This is a genomic window from Roseobacter sp. GAI101 (genome assembly GCF_000156335.1).
Classification (GTDB): domain Bacteria; phylum Pseudomonadota; class Alphaproteobacteria; order Rhodobacterales; family Rhodobacteraceae; genus Sulfitobacter.
This window is the reverse complement of record NZ_DS999214.1, coordinates 289,913-306,904: the sequence shown is the minus strand read 5'-3', so window position 1 is coordinate 306,904 and position 16,992 is coordinate 289,913. Positions and strand designations below refer to the sequence as shown.

Below are 16,992 nucleotides of genomic sequence, written 5' to 3'. Positions count from 1 at the left end.
CTGTTTCACGTCCTGACGCGGCTTGAGGCCTGCTTGTGGAATCCCTAAATAAATCCTGCTTGTGGTTCCTGAATTGCGCTCTAACGTTAGAGTATGGAAAAAAATAAACAGCATTTCGACGAGATGATTGCCGGGGCCGGGGAAGTCAGAAGCCCCTATAGCGGGTACGATAAGTGGTTTGCCCAACAGGACCCCGATCATTTGACGCGCAAGTCCCAAGAAGCCGAAACATTCTTTCGACGCAGCGGGATTACCTTCAATGTTTATGGCCAGGCAGAAGCACAGGAACGGCTGATCCCGTTTGACCTGATCCCGCGCATCATCGCCGAACGGGAATGGGCAAAGCTGTCCAAAGGCATCGCACAGCGGGTAACCGCGATCAACGCGTTCATCCATGACGTCTATAACCGTCAGGAAATTCTGCGCGCCGGCATCGTACCCTTTGATCTGGTCGCCAAGAACGATGCATTCCTGCCTCAGATGATGGGGTTCAGCCCCCCCGGCAAGGTCTATACCCATATCGTTGGCACGGATATCGTGCGCACCGGTCCAGATGAATTCTTTGTTCTCGAAGACAATGCCCGCACGCCATCCGGTGTCTCCTATATGCTCGAGAACCGCGAAACCATGCTGCAGATGTTCCCCGAGCTGTTCAGCCAGGTGCGGGTCAAACCCGTCAGCACCTACCCCGGCAGCCTGCACCGCGCGCTGTGCGATTCCGCCCCGCCCGCGTGCAACGGCAAGCCCCGTGTGGCGGTCCTGACGCCCGGCATCCATAACTCGGCGTATTTCGAACACTCATTTCTTGCCGATCAGATGGGGGTCGAACTGGTCGAGGGCCATGATCTGCGCGTCGTCGATGGTCGTATCGCCATGCGCACCACCTTGGGCTATGAACCTGTCGATGTGCTGTATCGCCGGATCGACGATGAATATCTTGATCCGCTCAGCTTTAACCCCGACAGCATGCTGGGTGTGCCCGGGATCATGGATATTTACCGTGCGGGCGGCATCACGATCGCGAACGCCCCCGGCGCAGGGATCGCGGACGACAAGGCGATCTATTCCTACATGCCTGAAATAATTGAGTTCTATACAGGCGAAAAGGCGTTGCTGAAGAACGTCGAAACCTACCGTTGCGCGGAATCGGATGCTTTGAAATACACGCTCGATAACCTTAAGGATCTGGTGGTCAAAGAAGTACACGGATCCGGCGGATACGGCATGTTGGTCGGCCCCGCCGCCAGCAAGCAGGAGCTTGAGGATTTCGCGGCCAAGCTGAGGGCAAAACCTGCCAACTACATCGCACAGCCAACGCTGTCGCTGTCTACCGTGCCGATCTTTGCCGATAGCGGGCTTGCCCCGCGCCACGTTGACTTGCGTCCCTATGTGCTGGTTTCGCCCAAGGGCATCAACATCACGCCGGGCGGGCTGACACGGGTCGCGCTGACAGAAGGGTCGCTGGTGGTAAACTCAAGCCAGGGCGGCGGAACCAAAGACACTTGGGTTTTGGAGGAGTAGCACAATGCTAGGCAAAACCGCAGGAGGTCTGTACTGGATGTTCCGCTTGCTCGAGCGCAGCGAGAACACGGCACGCATGGTCGAGGCAGGGTTTCGGATGGCCCTGACAAGGTCCACCGACAGTGAAACGGAATGGAAATCGGTCGTCACGACATCCGGTGTGCGGCGCGGATATGACGAGGTCTATGACCATTATGGCGCGACAGAGGTCATAGACTATCTGCTGCGCGACACCCGCAACCCGTCAAGCGTCCTGTCCGTCAGCAAATCGGCGCGCGACAACGCACGGCTGGTGCGCACCGCGCTGACCACCGAAGTGTGGGAGGCCGTGAACGAAAACTGGATGGTGCTGACCGATCTTCTGAAAACACCAGTGCAGGAAAAAGACCTGCCCGCCGCGTTGGCTACGATCCGCCAGCATTCCGCATTGGTGCGTGGTGCCCTGCATGGCACGATGCTGCGCAATGACATCTATGATTTCTCGCGGCTGGGGACGTTCATTGAACGGGCCGACAACACGGCACGGATCATAGACGTGAAATACTATACGCTGCTGCCATCAGTCAGTTTCGTCGGGTCATCGCTGGACAATGTGCAGTGGGAAACGGTCCTGCGATCCGTGTCGGCGCATCGGTCTTTTCGCTGGCTGAATCAGGGCGACATGACCGCTTCGGCGATTGCGGATTTCCTGATACTGGACCGCCGCCTGCCCCGGTCACTGGCGTTCTGCATCAGCCAGGTGGTCGATCAGCTAGACGCTCTGGCCGACGATTATGGCGTCCGGATGCCATGCAACGACATGGCCAGCGCCTTGAAGAAAGATATGAAATCGCGCGACATCAGCACCATCTTCGAGGATGGTCTACATGAATTCATCAGCCAGTTCATCGGCAAGAACAATGCCCTTGGTCTACAGATCGAAACCGACTTCCGGTTCAACAAATAGGCGGATCCAGACATGCTTCTTCAGATCAGCCACACCACCAGATACAGCTATGACCAGCCCGTGGATTATGCGCTGCAACAGCTTCGCCTGACGCCGCAGGTCGTGCCCTGCCAAAAGATCATCGATTGGGATGTCACGCTTGAGGGCGGCGTGATCGAGGCCTTTTACACCGATCATCACGGAAACGATGTGCATCTGGTTAATGTCGATGCCGGGGGGCAATCGATTTCGATCACCGCCGCTGGTACTGTCGAGACAACCGATACCGCCGGCATCGTACCCCTGCCAAAGAACGGGCCGCCGCTGTGGTATTTCAGCCGGCCAACCGCGCTGACGACCCCGGGTGCCGAAATCAGCGCGCTGGCTTCGCAGACCGGCAAGGAACCCAATACCCTGAACCGCCTTCACAGCCTGTCAAATCTGATCGCTGAAAAAGTGAGCTACGGCAAGGACGGCACCTATGTCGCCACAACCGCCGAAGAGGCGATGCAGGGCGGCACGGGGGTTTGCCAAGACCATGCGCATATCTTTATTTCCGCCGCCCGGGCAAGCGGTATTCCCGCACGCTATGTCAGCGGATATCTGATGATGGACGGGCAGATCGACCAGGACGCCAGCCATGCCTGGGCCGAAGCCTATGTGGAAGGGCTGGGATGGGTCGGTTTCGACGTTTCCAACACCCAAAGTCCCGATGCACGCTATGTGCGCTTGGCGGTGGGCAGGGATTATCACGACGCCGCTCCATTTTCTGGTTTACGGGTTGGTGACGCAAAAGAAACTATGATTGTAAATCTTCAGGTCCAGCAGTAAGTCGGGCCATGGTTTCGGCGTGGCCGAGTTAGCAATTGTAAACGGATAAAAAGACAATGACCTATTGCGTGGCGCTTCGCTTGGACAAGGGGCTGGTTTTCATGTCGGACACCCGCACGAATGCGGGCGTTGATAATTTTTCGACCACTCGGAAGATGTTCACCTTTCAGGTCCCCGGCGAACGGCTGATCACAATCATGACCGCGGGCAATCTGGCCACGACACAGTCATTGATCAGCCTGTTGGAAGAACGCTCGAAGAAAGCGCTTGAGCGTGACCCGAGCATCCTGCACGCCCCGACGATGTTTCAGGTCGCCCGCTTGGTGGGTCAGACCCTGCGTGAAGTAATTGTCGAAATCCAAAGCAAAGGCCAGATGACCGCCGCGAGCTTTCAGGCCACGGTGATCGTGGGCGGCCAGATCAAAGACGGCTTGCCAACGATGTTTCTGGTCTACCCCGAAGGGAATTTCATCGAAATTACCGAAGACACGCCCTTTTTTCAGATCGGCGAGACGAAATACGGCAAGCCAATTCTCGTTCGTGCCTATGAACCCCACATGAGCCTGCAAGACGCGGTAAAGTTATTGCTGGTGTCGTTCGATTCGACCCTCAAGGCGAATCTGTCTGTCGGCTTGCCGATTGACGTGCAAACTTACGAGAATGACACCTTCGAGGTCGCGACCAGAACCCGCATCGAACAAGAAGACCCGATGTATCAGTCAATCTCGAAAGGATGGGGGGACGCCCTGAAAAGTGCTTTCCAAACCTTGCCATCCTACGATATTGAATCGGGGAAACGCGCGAAGTAACGCTTTAGAAGAATTGCGATACTTTGGAGAAATTCTTGCGCGCCAAAGTGCCAAAGCCACCCACACCATTTCTGCGGATGCTGCGATAATCTTCGCTGCTTTTGCGCAGGATATTTGCGAATGACCCGTTACTTTTTCCACCGCGGCGCATTTTGACCATAACCTCTGGCAGATAGGCAAGGTTGACCTTGCCTTTTACGAGATAGCGCAGCATCGCGTCATAATCGGCACCCACGAAGTAGGAAGTGTCGTATACACCCCAACTTTCAAAGACTTCGCGACGCAGATAGACTGTCGGGTGCGGGGGCATCCAGCCTTGGCGCAGACGGTTGGCGGCGTAATTACCGGACCGCCACTTGCGAATGATCTTCGAAGTGTCTTCCGCATCGACATAATCGAGATCGCCATAGACGCCATCAACTGCGGGATCTTCCATAAGTTTGGCGACTTTCTCAAGCACCGTGTCAGAAGCATAGAAGTCATCGGAATGCAGCAGTCCGATGATATCACCGGTCGCCCGCGCAATGCCCTTGTTGATCCCGTCGTAAATGCCGCCATCCGTATGACTGATCAACTTGGTATTTTCGGTCATCATCGCTTTGATAACTTCCAGGGACCAATCCGTTGATCCGGCATCCTGAATAATATGCTCAACATGGGGGTAGGTCTGATTCTGAACACTGCGCAAGCATTGTGCCAACGTCTCAGCCCGGTTAAACGTAGCCGTAACTACTGAAATCCGAGACGTAGGTGTCATGTGTCAATCCTTACCAAGGCAAACTCTTATGCCTGAAAGCAGTACTGTGCCGAGGCTTCCTCTGCAACAGGCTGATTAAAACTTTACACGCTTAGGTGATATAGGCAAGATATTTTGCAACCTATAGGCCCACAAGCCGACTCTAGGTAGCTTTTAGATTTTCCCCTTAGGGTCAGGTACCACGAAAAAGCGCCGACGCTTTGACAAAAAGCAATCGACGCTTTCCTATTTCTACAGGCCGTGACCCCTTCCAGCCAACCTTATGCGGTGAGGTCAAACAACCTTTTGCGCGCAGCTGCATATTCACCGACAAGACGGTCCACCAGTTCAGCGGCTGGCACGACGGACTTGACCGCACCGATGCCTTGGCCCGCACCCCAGATCTCTTTCCAGCTTTTGGGCTTTTGCCGGTCTGCGCCGAAATCCATGTTCGACGGATCAGACCGTTCCAGGTTGTCGGGGTCCATGCCCTGCGCCGCGATCGACGGTTTCAGGTAATTGCCCCAGACGCCGGTAAACAGATCGGAATAGACGATATCTGATGCACCTGATTCAGCGACCATCTGCTTGTACCGCTCGTCCGCGTTTGCTTCGGCTGTCGCGATGAACGCAGACCCGGCATACCCGCCGTCCGCCCCCATTGCCTGCGCGGCCAGGATGCTGTCCCCGCGCGCGATTGCACCAGACAGGAACAACGGCCCGTCGAACCATTCACGGATCTCTTGAACCAGTGCAAAGGGCGACTGAGCGCCCGCATGACCCCCTGCCCCGGCAGCAACGGCAATCAGACCATCAGCGCCCTTTTCGATCGCCTTGTGGGCAAAGCGGTTGTCGATGATGTCATGCAACACGACACCGCCAACACTGTGCACGGCATCGTTCAGCCAGGTCTGCGCGCCAAGCGATGTGATCCAAAGCGGCACCTCGTGCTTTACGCAAATCTCGACATCGCGCTCAAGTCGGGTGTTGGACCGGTGTACGATCTGGTTCACCGCGTAAGGTGCCGCCGGTGTATCCGGGTTGGCTTGGTTGTGGCGGTCCAGTTCTTCCTTAATGCGTGTCAGCCAACGATCCAGTTCAATCGGCTCCCCTTCACCCTCGCGGGCGTTCAAGGCGGGGAAACTGCCGACAATCCCGGCCTTGCATTGCGCAATCACCAGGTCAGGGTTCGAGATGATGAAAAGCGGGCTGCCGATCAGGGGGATACGAAGCGGGTCGAATAGGGCTGGCAATGTCATTGGGGGTCTCCGAAGACTAAAGGGCTTTGGGCACAGCGTCGCACCGCCGTACCCGATTGGGAATGGCCAACGTTGCGTCGGACACCCCCGTTTCGCTGCAATCAGAGCTTAAACAGCCTCTATGATGGTGACATTGGCGATGCCTCCGCCTTCGCACATGGTTTGCAGACCGTATTTCTTGCCATGCGCATGCAGGCTGTGCACCAGTGTTGTCATCAACCGCGCACCCGAAGCACCCAGCGGGTGGCCCAAGGCGATGGCCCCCCCGTTTACGTTCAGCTTTTCGGGATCAGCACCCGTATGCTTGAGCCACGCCATGGGGATCGGGGCGAAGGCTTCGTTTACCTCAAACAGATCAATATCGTCGATCTTCATAGCCGCACGTTTCAGCGCATGGTCCGTGGCGGGCAGCGGCTCTTCCAGCATGATGACCGGATCGCCGGCGGTGACCGTCAAATTGACGATCCGCGCCTTGGGCGTCAGGTTGTATTTCTTCAACGCCGCTTCCGACACAATCAAAACGCCCGCCGCACCATCGCAAATCTGCGACGCATTCGCGGCCGAGATCATGCCGTCAGGCTGCAACAATTTAACGCCGGAAATAGACTCCAGCGTCGCATCCTCGCGAATGCCCTCGTCGCGGGTGTGCAGGCCACCCTCGATATCAAGCGGAATGATCTCTGCATCGAACCGACCTTCGTTTCGCGCGGCCGTCGCGCGCTTGTGGCTTTCAAGCGCGTAGGCGTCCAGCGCCTCGCGGTCAAAGCCGTACTTTTCCGCGATCATCTCGGCACCGATGAACTGGCTGAAATTCTTGGTGCCGTAGCGCTCGGCGATCCGGTCGCTGAACGGGCCTTCGCCCAACTCTGCCTTGCCGTAAAGATAGACATTCGATCCCATCGGCACACGCGTCATGCTTTCGACACCCATCGCGACCACGACATCCTGCGTGCCCGACATCACAGCCTGCGCGGCAAACTGCACCGCCTGCTGGGAACTGCCACATTGCCGGTCGATCGTCACGGCGGGCACGGATTGCGGCAGCTTGGACGCCAGCACACAGTTGCGCCCGAAGGCAAAAGCCTGTTCGCCGCCCTGTGTCACGCATCCGACGATCACGTCGTCGATGATGGCACCGTCGATGCCTGTGCGATCCACAAGTGCATTAAGCACCTCTGCCCCCAGATTTGCCGGATGCCAGTCGCGCAGCGCGCCACCCCGACGCCCCCCTGCCGTACGCGCCGTTTCTACGATATATGCTTCAGCCATTTTGTTTCCCCTCCCAAAGAATGTTTATTTCGGTGCCATGCGGATCGCGCCATCAAGGCGGATCGTTTCACCGTTCAACATCGGATTATCAATGATCGCGCCAACCATCTTGGCGTATTCAGACGGATCCCCCAGACGGCTGGGGAACGGCACCTGCGCGCCCAGCGATTGCTGTGCTTCTTCCGGCAGGCTCGCCAGCAGCGGCGTCAGGAAAAGCCCCGGCGCAATCGTCACAACACGGATGCCATAGCGCGCCAGTTCGCGTGCAATCGGCAGGGTCATCCCCACAATTCCCCCCTTGGACGCGGCATAGGCTGCCTGCCCGATCTGACCGTCAAATGCAGCGACAGACGCAGTGTTAATGATCACACCGCGTTCTTCACCAACGGGGTCTGCCTTGTGCAAGGCGGCTGCGAACTTCGACAGGACGTTGAAGGACCCCAGAAGGTTAACATTGATGACATTGGAAAAATCGGACAGCGGCAGCGCATCGCCTTCCCGGCTGACAACCTTGGCTGGCGGCCCGATGCCCGCGCAGTTCACAAGGATCCGCGCCTTGCCATGCACCCCCTCGGCGTCTGCAATCGCGCTTGCGACCGCGTCCTCATCGGTCACGTTTACCTTGAAGAACGTACCGCCGATTTCGTTGGCCTTTGCCTGCCCCATTTCGTCGTTCATGTCGAAGATCGCAACCTTGGCACCTGCTTTTGCCAGCATTTCCGCCGTCGCCCCACCAAGGCCCGATGCGCCCCCCGTCACGATCGCCGCGTGTCCCTGAAGTTCCATTTCTCTTCTCCCGAATTCGTAGATTAAGCTGTTTGACGCGAATGTTGCGCGGCGTTGGCTGGAATTCAATCTAAATCCCGGCTTTGTGCAGAATATCGCGCTGGCTCAATTCAAACAGAACGCCGCGCCAGACAACATGGGCGACGACCCGAGGCGGAAACTGATGGCTTTTGGAGCTGATTTTCTGTATCTGCACCGACACCGCCCAAGGCCTGTTCAATGACCCAGCAACCTCAGGCACGTTAACATGACGGCACCGAAGGAAAGAATGATGACGCCCGAAATTCTCAAGGCTTCTGTGAAAACCTGTCATTGGGGCTTTTTTGATGCCAGCCTTGCCCCTGCGATGACGATCAACAGCGGCGACGAAGTGATCATCGACACCATCTCTGGAGGGCCGATGAGCCTTCCGCCTGCCAGCTTCCACGTGCCGCCCGAATTGTTGGAGATACATGCGGCGGGTGTTCCAGCTGTTCCGGGTCATATCCTGACCGGACCGGTTGCGGTTACGGGAGCCCTGCCAGGAGATGTACTGCAAATCGACATACTGGACGTTTCACTCCGGCAGGATTGGGGCTTCAACTTCATCCGTCCTCTGGCAGGCACATTGCCTCTGGATTTCCCCCGCTTGCATCACACCAACATCCCGCTTGATGCCGAGAGGGGTGTCGCCAAGATGCCTTGGGGTCTCGAACTGGATCTGGCACCGTTTTTTGGCGTGATGGGGGTGGCACCGCCTGCTGACTGGGGGCGCATCTCCACGATCGAGCCGCGGGTGCACGGTGGTAACATCGACAACAAGGAGCTGGTCAAAGGCACCACCCTCTATCTGCCGGTCTTTGCCGAGGGGGCGCTGTTTTCGTGCGGCGACGGTCACGGTGCGCAAGGCGATGGAGAGGTCTGCGTCACGGCCATCGAAACAGCCCTGCGCGGGCACTTCCGTTTGACGGTTCTGAAGGATCGCGATCTTACCTATCCGCAGGCAGAAACACCGACCCACTATATCACCATGGGGATGGCACCGGACCTTGATCGCTGCGTCGAGATGGCCCTGCGCGACATGATCGAACTTGTCTCCGAGCGGGCAGGGATCAGCCGCGAGGACGCCTATATGCTCTGCAGCCTTGCCGGTGACCTGCGCATCACGCAGACGGTGAACCGTGAAAAAGGGGTACATATGATGATGGCGAAAAGCTTGCTGCAATAGCATCGGCAATGCGGCGGACGAAACCTTCCGATACCGTCATTCAAGAAACAACGCGTCTACCTGCCGGCCGGCTATGCCACCAAAATAACGGCCTGATTACTGAAAATTGAGCCTGTCGCAATCGATCACAAACATCCGGCAATGCCGTTCAACACGTCCGCGCCATTTTGGACGCTCAACCGTCCGTCATCAATCTGCGCCAGCACCTCTATGCGTTTTTACCCGCGCTCGCGTATCATCACCCATCCCATGCGCAATCTCCCGTTGCGCATCTGAAGAAAAGAGTGACATTCCTGAATGGCACAGGGGGCGACCTTATCGCTTTGCGACTACGAAAACGTAACATCTGTAATTGTTAGTAAGGCAGTATAATTCGCATAAACCTTAGGCACTCGTGTCGCCTTGTCATGGGTCACCTGGTAGGTGATGCCCTTGCAGACCTTTGCTTTTTAGTTTGATTGGTTCAATCTGCTTTCAATTAATACAGGCAGTGCTTCCATGGCAGAAAAATCCCCTTCGATCAGCGTCAAGATCGCGCAGCTTGTGCAAGAGATCTATCCGGAACTGGACCCGGATATTCTGGCAAGCCACATCATCGACGCGTTTTGGCCGGATGAAATGCCGCGGCGCAAGCGGGGGCGCGTGCCGGGAAATACGCTTTGGTCGCAGCGGGACGCGTTGGTGATCACCTACGGCAATTCAATCATTGACGGGGCATTCAAGCCTCTGGATTTGCTGCATGATTTCTTGCTGCGTTATCTCAGGGGCGCGATCAACTCGGTCCATATCCTGCCGTTCTTTCCCTATACTTCCGACGACGGCTTTGCAGTGTCCGATTTCCGGGCTGTGAACCCGCAACTTGGGGATTGGCCCGATATCAACCGGATCGCGGGCGATTTCACGCTGATGTCCGATCTGGTGCTCAACCACGTGTCGAGCCAGGGAAACTGGTTCAACGCCTACCGCCAGGGCCAAGCGCCTTATGACAAGTTCTTCTTCGAAGCCTCGCCCGACGATGACCTGAGCATGGTGGTGCGCCCCCGCACGACACCCTTGTTGCAAGAGGTCGAGACGTCGAATGGACCCCGCCACGTCTGGTGTACATTCAGCCACGACCAGATCGATCTGGACTTCCGCAATCCCGAGGTCTTGTTGGAATTCCTGCGCATCATCCGGTTACACGTGGACAACGGCGTGCAGATCATCCGGCTCGATGCCGTGGCGTTCTTGTGGAAGGTGGTGGGCAGCCCGTCGATCCATCTGCCCCAGACCCATGCGGTGATCCGGCTGATGCGGTTGCTTTGTGACTACGCGGCCGAAAAGATCATTCTGCTGACCGAAACCAACGTGCCCAAAGCCGAAAACCTGAGCTATTTCGGCAAGGGGGACGAGGCACATGCGATCTACAACTTCCCGCTGCCCCCGCTGATCCTGCACGCGATGATGTCGGGTTCGGCTACATATTTGCACAAATGGCAGCGCACGATGCCGCCTGCGCCGATGGGCTGTGCCTATCTGAACTTTACCGCCAGCCATGACGGGATCGGGATGCGCCCCGCCGAGGGGGTATTGCCCGACGTCGAAAAGGAAAAGGTCATCGACACGGTCCGTGACCTTGGCGGGCTGGTGTCGATGCGCGCCTTGCCCGACGGCGGGCAGTCCCCTTACGAACTGAACATCACATTTTTCGAGGCGATGGGAGGCACCTTCAAGGGCAAGGACAGCCATCATTTCGACCGTTTCATCTGTTCGCAAACCATCGTCATGTCGCTTGAGGGTATCCCGGCCTTTTACATCCATTCACTGCTTGCAACGCCCAATGATCACGCGCAGGTCGATCATCGCGGGATGAACCGCGCGATCAACCGGCACCGCTGGGATTATCCGGCGTTGCAGGCCCTGCTGGCCGATCCGCAAACCGATCAAGCGCGCGCGCTTGGGGCGTTGACGGGACGGCTGAAGCTGCGCGGGGCGCAGATGGCGTTTCATCCCAACGCGACACAATTCACCGTAAGCCTTGAAGATCCGCGCGTGTTTGGCGTTTGGCGCCAAAGTCTTGACCGGCGTCAGTCGATCTTTGCCCTGCACAATGTCAGCGATCAGGCGATCACCGTGCCGACGACGTCGATCAACATGATCGAGGATGAAAACTGGGTTGATCTGCTGTCAAGCGAGGCGATCACCCACGATGCCCCGGCAATCACCCTTGCGCCCTACCAGTGCCGGTGGATCACCAACCGCGCCTAGACGAATTCGGCCTCGTCTGCGGCGGCGGCGGCGTGCAGGTCTGCCAGGAAATCCGGATCAGCCGCGTGAACGCGGTTCCATGTCGGGATAAACGGTGTTTCGTGGGGGTTTTCGATAAAGAAATTCCCCGCGCGCATGATGTTCTCGGCAAATAGTTCAATCGCCTGCTCTTCCTTGTGGCGGTCAATGGTCAGCCCGTTCATGATGGCATCGGCATGATACGCCTCAAGCAGATCCAGCGCCGTCCGATAATAGGTAGCCTTGAGCGTGCGGAAGATGTTGTTGGTAAAGATCGTGCCGTCTGCGGCCAGCTTGCGAAAGATCGCCTTGCAGATGTCGGTCGACATACGGCTGAGGCCCGCAGTGGCGTCCTCGGGTGACAGATCCTGGTGCTTGTGGTCGTAGTTGTCGCAAATCTCGACCTGGCAAACGGCCTTGGGGGCCAGATTGCGCCAGGCTTCGGACAACACGCCGATCTCAAGCCCCCAATCGGACGGGATGCGCAGATCGGGCAGAATGCCGGTGCGCATGGCAAATTCGCCTGACAGCGGATACCGGAAACTGCGGAGATATTCGATATAATCGCGGTCGCCGACGACCTTTTTCAAGGCAATCAACAGCGGGCTGACCAAAAGCCGCGTGACCCGTCCGTTCAACTTGTCGCTGCCGACGCGGGCGTAATAGCCTTTGGCCACCTGATAGGGAAAGTTGGGGTTGGCCACAGGATAGATCAGCCGTGCCAGCAGTTCATTGGTATAGGTCACGATATCGCAATCATGCAGGGCCATCACCGCGCTGTCCTGACAGGACATGAGATAGCCCAAAGCCGTCCAGACGTTCTTGCCCTTGCCTTGTTCGGACGGGGCAAGGCCCAACGCATCCAGCCGCGCGCCAAGTTCCAGCATTCTGGGGCTGTCATTCCAGATCACGATATGCTTCTGGTTCAGCCCTTTGAAAAACTCTTTGGCGTGGCGAAACTGCGCCTCGTCGGCACGGTCGAGACCGATGATGATGCGGTGCAGATAGGTCACCTTGGACAGTTCGGCCAGAATTTTGGGCATCGCGTCTGTTTCAAGCTCTGAATACAGGCACGGCAGGATCAACGCCATTTTCCGGTTCTGTGCAAAGGTCTCAAGCTCGTACGTCATTTCATCCAACGACCGGGTCCGCAGGTTGTGCAGCGTCGCGATGTTACCGTTTTGATGAAAGTCTGACATGCAATCGTTCCTAACTCAGCTTCAAGGTATCAAGTAGCGCCAGGATCGCCTGGTTCCAGCCTTGCGGCCCGGCAAGGGCGGTGCGCTGTATGCGGCCCGTCGCTTCGCCTTGCAGCAATGGCAAAGGCGCGCGGTGCGGATTGGCAACGATCACGCCGGTATCGGCGGCTTCCAGCATCTCAATGTCGTTGGGCGCATCGCCCAAGGCGATCGTGTGATCGGGCCGGTAATGTTCGATCAGCGCAGCCATTCTGTCGGCCTTGGTCCGGCCAAAGGATAACGTCAGGAAACGCCCCCCCTCGCGCGCAGTTACGCCCCGCCCGTCAAGATGGTCCAGAAACGCAGCCCGCTGCGCATCCGTCCCCAGCCACAGACCGGGTTCGGAAAAGGCACGGCTTTTGGCAAGGGCGGCAGCGTCGATGGACAGCCCTGTCGCCTCGGACACTTCGGTCTCGGTCATGTCACCAAAGCCGCGAAACAGAATGCGTAAAGGCTGCGGAACCGTGTCCAGATGGCCGCGCAACAGATCATATTGCGCTGTATCCCCCTGCCCCATGTCCCGCGGGGGTAACACCCCTGCGCCGTTTTCAACGATTGCAGGCCAGTCCGACCAGCCAAGCGCGTCCCTGATGCGCGCAATCTCGGGCCCAGTCTTGCTGCTGGCCATGACCAGACCAGCACCGCAGGATTCAAGCGCATCGAGTGCAGGCGATGCGGCATCAGCACTATAGGTTTGATGGTCGATCAACGTGCCGTCCAGATCGGAAAAAACCAAAAGCGAAAGCGGGGGCACAGAATTCATATGTTATTTTTTGCAACTCACCCCCGGAGTTACAACAGAGAAAGCGACATTCTTTAGCAGGCAATCGCCTGTTGCCCAAATCTGCGGCGACATGTGTTTTTTTGCCCGGCCTGCGTTTGCGCCAGCTTCGCGCTTTCCAGAAGTGTTGCGGGTGACGGCGTTTTCATCTTGGACCAGTCCAGCTTTGCCCGCGCGTCCGCGTTGGGTCCGGCAATCTTCAATAAATTCTTGCGCGTGATGAAGGGGCGTGCCGTCGTCCCATACGCTTTGACCACAGTGCCGGGTTCAACGGCACCCAGGCCAAACGCTGGCATGACATAGGAAAAGTTAAAGCGGTCTTGCGCCGTCATGGCCTTCAAGGCCATCGGACCCGGGTAGAAGCTTTCGGATGGGACATTCTCGGCAAAGATAACCTGATGCGCGTCGAACATCAGGTGAATGTAGGTCACTGATTTTTTGCCACGCGCGATACGAACGCCCTCTGTGCTTTCGGCCAGATGCTTGGCGCGCGCAAACTGGTCGCCCGCACGACCAAGCAGGATGCCGTGCTGTTGGGATACCCACAAATCACGCCCGGCACCGAAAAGCCCGCGCTTGATCAAGACCGGATGGATGTGTGTTGCAGCCGCCATCTGAGAGGGCCCATAGCTGCGGCTGTTGATCCAGCGGATGCGCTGCGGCCCGTTGTCCAACGTCGTGACAAGATCGCCAACCTTCAGGTCTTCAACCAGAACATCGCCGCTTGGCGTGCGAATGGCAGTGCCCTTGCCAAAACAGACGACGCCGGTGTTCTCTGCCGTAAAGCTTGACGGGCCCGCCCCCAGGAATTCAAGCGATCCGCCAGAGAAGAGCGTTTTACCAGTGTAGTCGACGGTGGCAAAGTTGGACTGATCCAATATGCCGTTGTCCGACAAGTCGGCCTTGAGATCAAAGATATTGCCGTAGTAGTCGCTGAGGTCGATGAAATCATTGTTCGTCGCGTCACCGTCATCCAGCGTGCCGGTGTTGCCCGTGTTGAAATCGGTAATGACATCGTTGCCGCCTGAATAGATGAAAACGTCATCGCCTGCACCGCCGGTCAGTCGGTCATTGCCAAGCCCGCCATCAAGCGTGTCATTCCCCGTGCCGCCATCGACCGTATCATCTCCACCGCCCGCGCTGATGAGGTCATCGCCGCCGCCACCCGACAGCAGGTTCGCAAAATCGCCCGTCGCGGTGATGACGTTCGCGCCATCGTTGCCCACAACGGTGGCGTCGATATTGTCGAGCTCGACGTTTTCGAAATTCAGCAGACTGCCGCGGCTGGCCCCCTGAAATTCAAGCTGGTTCGCGGCAAGGTTGATCGTGTTGATGCCAAGAGCGCCGCCTGCCACATAGGTGTCGGTGCCTGCGCCCCCGTCAATGACCGACGCGGCTTCGGTTGAATTGGTAACCTCTGTGCGGATGATCCGGTCATCCCCGTCGCCCGCATTGATGTCATAGGTGCCCGACCCGACCGAAATCGTGTCAGCGCCCCCCCCGGTATCAAGCGAGACAGCATATCGGGTGGCATCAACAATATCGTTGAAATTGCTGAGAAACAGGTTTTCGACCTGAGAAAAACTGACGCTGTTGGCACCGCTGGTGACGGTCCCTGCCTCGGCACCCGTGTAGTTTACCGAAACGGCACCGGTCAGCGCGCTGAAATCCAGCGTGTCGTTGTCCGTGCCACCCTCGCCACCGATAACGATATCAGTCCCGAAACCATCCTGTGCGACAAACAGATCAGCACCGTCACCGCCGGACATGGTGTCGTTGCCGGTGCCGCCGAGGATCGTATCGTTTCCAGCCCCGCCACTGATGCTGTCGTTATCCGCCCCCCCTGAAAGGGAATCGTTGCCGGCTTCGCCAAAGATCGTGTCGTTGCCGGCCCCGCCCGATATCGTATCATTGCCCGCGCCGGTCGTGGTGATCGGGGAAAGCGCAAGGTCGCCGATGCGCATCGCATGTGTCGTGTCACCGGGATTGGGGTTGTTGTAGTCGATCTCGATCCGGGCGACGGGACCGGCGATTTCGACTTTGACAAAGCCGGTCATCGAATCCGTGTTGCCGACACCTGCACCTGTGGAATACGCGCGTCCGGTTGCGTCATCCACGCTTAGGGTCGTCGAATTTCCGGCTGTCAGATTGACGGCCACCCGGTTGTTGTTGGCATCATAGGCACGGACAAAGATTTCGTCGTTGAAACCGTTGGCCTGGTCGATGTCGAAGATCCCAAAGGTGACCTTGCTGACTTCGTTCGACACATTCGCGTTCAGCGCGGTAAAGTTGATCGAGATCGTGGCCGTGTTGGGGTCGGCACCCGGTGCGCCGCCGAAAACTGAAATGGACGATCTGTCATTCAGACCGTTGTAATCGTACAACTGGTCCGTCGTTTCCATGGTCGCAGACTGGAAGTTGGCTTCTTGCGCGACGGTCATCGCAACGCGAATGTCGCCAGACGCGGTCGTTCCCGTCAGGCCGCCCGTTACGCTGCTGCCATCACCGATGCCTTGGCTTGCCCAGGAAAAGCTGGTTTCCGCCCCGATCGATGAATCCCCGCGCAACAAATCGGCACCGGCACCACCATTCAGGACGTCATCGCCCGCGCCACCAAACACCGTGTCGGCCCCGCCACCGGCATTGATCGTATCGTTGCCCGCCCCGCCGTCAATCGCATTGGCAGAGGCGTCGATCTGATCCGCTTCGCTGTCAAAATCGCCACTGTTCAAGGCATCCGCCCCGGCAGATCCGTCAAACCAACCATCAGGCTGCACATATTCCGCAGCGACCCTGCTGCCGCTCATGTTGCTGTTGGTTGAGACCGGTGCCCCGAAGGTTATCGACTGGATTGGACCTGCTTCAAGCGCGGCCTGGTAAGAGGTCGAGGGATTGCTCGAAGACGCCGGCGCGAGGTAGAGGTTGCCATTTGTGTCCTGAAACACGATCGCCACGACGGTTTGCGGTGGCATTCCGTTGGCGTAGGTGATCGTCGCATTGTAGGTCGCGATCGCATCAAAGGTCTGATCTGCGCCATCGTTGATCCTGAAGGTATCAGGGCCCCCGTTTGCGCTGTTGTTTGAATTGTAGGCATCAGCCGAACTGTTGCCATAGCCCGTCGATCCCGGCGACAGCGTTTGCACGTTATCATAAAGCGGATCACCCGAGGACCCAAAGCTTTGGGATTGCAGCGAAGCCGCGTTTTCGGTGACGGAATTGCCTTCGGTCGGGTCGATTGAATCGACATTTCCAAGGTAGAATACGGAATAGCGATCAGCCATTTGAATGCCCCTTCCCAGAGGTCTTCACATAGCGATCTGGCGCAGCCATTCGCTGAAATACCCTGAAACTCGTCATCTGCGCGT

Annotated in this window: 14 protein-coding genes; 6 read left to right on the top strand and 8 right to left on the bottom strand. The window is 57.5% G+C overall.

Annotated elements, in window-relative coordinates:
* The coding region (locus RGAI101_RS22260) for a hypothetical protein (protein WP_217624958.1) at nt 1–186 on the bottom strand (186 nt) is incomplete at its 3' end.
* Here RGAI101_RS22260 and RGAI101_RS19315 point away from each other — a divergent pair.
* The 4 genes from RGAI101_RS19315 to RGAI101_RS19300 are packed head-to-tail and all read left to right on the top strand — an operon-like array spanning nt 124 to nt 4,086.
* Entirely contained in the window at nt 124–1,521 is a 1,398-nt protein-coding gene (locus RGAI101_RS19315) for a circularly permuted type 2 ATP-grasp protein (protein WP_254655320.1), read from the top strand. The genes RGAI101_RS22260 and RGAI101_RS19315 overlap by 63 nt on opposite strands.
* A 4-nt stretch (nt 1,522–1,525) precedes the next feature.
* Nucleotides 1,526–2,467 carry an alpha-E domain-containing protein gene (locus tag RGAI101_RS19310; RefSeq protein WP_008229565.1) on the top strand — a complete coding sequence of 314 codons (942 nt, stop codon included), beginning with the start codon at nt 1,526–1,528 and terminating at the stop codon, nt 2,465–2,467.
* Nucleotides 2,468–2,479: 12 nt separating this feature from the next.
* The gene (locus RGAI101_RS19305) at nt 2,480–3,277 is read left to right on the top strand and encodes a transglutaminase family protein (RefSeq protein ID WP_008229742.1); all 798 of its coding nucleotides are present in this window, start codon (nt 2,480–2,482) and stop codon (nt 3,275–3,277) included.
* Nucleotides 3,278–3,333: 56 nt separating this feature from the next.
* A complete protein-coding gene (locus RGAI101_RS19300; RefSeq protein ID WP_008229661.1) occupies nt 3,334–4,086 on the top strand; it encodes a proteasome-type protease in 753 nt (250 codons plus the stop codon).
* Between the two features lie 4 nt (nt 4,087–4,090).
* On the opposite strand, the gene RGAI101_RS19295 is transcribed toward RGAI101_RS19300, so the two are convergent.
* The 4 genes from RGAI101_RS19295 to RGAI101_RS19280 form a co-directional block, all read right to left on the bottom strand.
* Nucleotides 4,091–4,843, bottom strand: a complete 753-nt coding sequence (locus tag RGAI101_RS19295) for a glycosyltransferase family 2 protein (RefSeq protein ID WP_037230128.1) — start codon at nt 4,841–4,843, stop codon at nt 4,091–4,093.
* A 260-nt stretch (nt 4,844–5,103) separates the two neighbouring features.
* Nucleotides 5,104–6,081, bottom strand: coding sequence for an NAD(P)H-dependent flavin oxidoreductase (locus RGAI101_RS19290; protein ID WP_008229690.1), 978 nt, complete (start codon nt 6,079–6,081; stop codon nt 5,104–5,106).
* Between the two features lie 108 nt (nt 6,082–6,189).
* Nucleotides 6,190–7,350, bottom strand: a complete 1,161-nt coding sequence (locus RGAI101_RS19285) for an acetyl-CoA C-acetyltransferase (RefSeq protein WP_008229569.1) — start codon at nt 7,348–7,350, stop codon at nt 6,190–6,192.
* 24 nt (nt 7,351–7,374) lie between these two features.
* Nucleotides 7,375–8,136, bottom strand: coding sequence for an SDR family NAD(P)-dependent oxidoreductase (locus tag RGAI101_RS19280; RefSeq protein WP_008229545.1), 762 nt, complete (start codon nt 8,134–8,136; stop codon nt 7,375–7,377).
* Between the two features lie 271 nt (nt 8,137–8,407).
* Here RGAI101_RS19280 and RGAI101_RS19275 point away from each other — a divergent pair, with 271 nt between their 5' ends.
* Complete coding sequence (locus tag RGAI101_RS19275) at nt 8,408–9,343, top strand: acetamidase/formamidase family protein (RefSeq protein WP_037230125.1); 936 nt, start codon at nt 8,408–8,410, stop codon at nt 9,341–9,343.
* 498 nt (nt 9,344–9,841) lie between these two features.
* A complete protein-coding gene (locus tag RGAI101_RS19270) occupies nt 9,842–11,590 on the top strand; it encodes a sugar phosphorylase (protein WP_008229657.1) in 1,749 nt (582 codons plus the stop codon).
* On the opposite strand, the gene RGAI101_RS19265 is transcribed toward RGAI101_RS19270, so the two are convergent.
* Genes RGAI101_RS19265 through RGAI101_RS19255 form a run of 3 tightly spaced genes read right to left on the bottom strand, consistent with a single transcriptional unit; the run spans nt 11,587 to nt 16,908 of the window.
* Nucleotides 11,587–12,807, bottom strand: coding sequence for a glycosyl transferase (locus RGAI101_RS19265; protein WP_008229804.1), 1,221 nt, complete (start codon nt 12,805–12,807; stop codon nt 11,587–11,589). The genes RGAI101_RS19270 and RGAI101_RS19265 overlap by 4 nt on opposite strands.
* 10 nt (nt 12,808–12,817) lie before the next feature.
* Nucleotides 12,818–13,609 carry an HAD-IIB family hydrolase gene (locus tag RGAI101_RS19260; protein WP_008229576.1) on the bottom strand — a complete coding sequence of 264 codons (792 nt, stop codon included), beginning with the start codon at nt 13,607–13,609 and terminating at the stop codon, nt 12,818–12,820.
* Nucleotides 13,610–13,662: 53 nt separating this feature from the next.
* Nucleotides 13,663–16,908 carry a Hint domain-containing protein gene (locus RGAI101_RS19255; RefSeq protein WP_008229611.1) on the bottom strand — a complete coding sequence of 1,082 codons (3,246 nt, stop codon included), beginning with the start codon at nt 16,906–16,908 and terminating at the stop codon, nt 13,663–13,665.
* Nucleotides 16,909–16,992 lie beyond the last annotated feature (84 nt).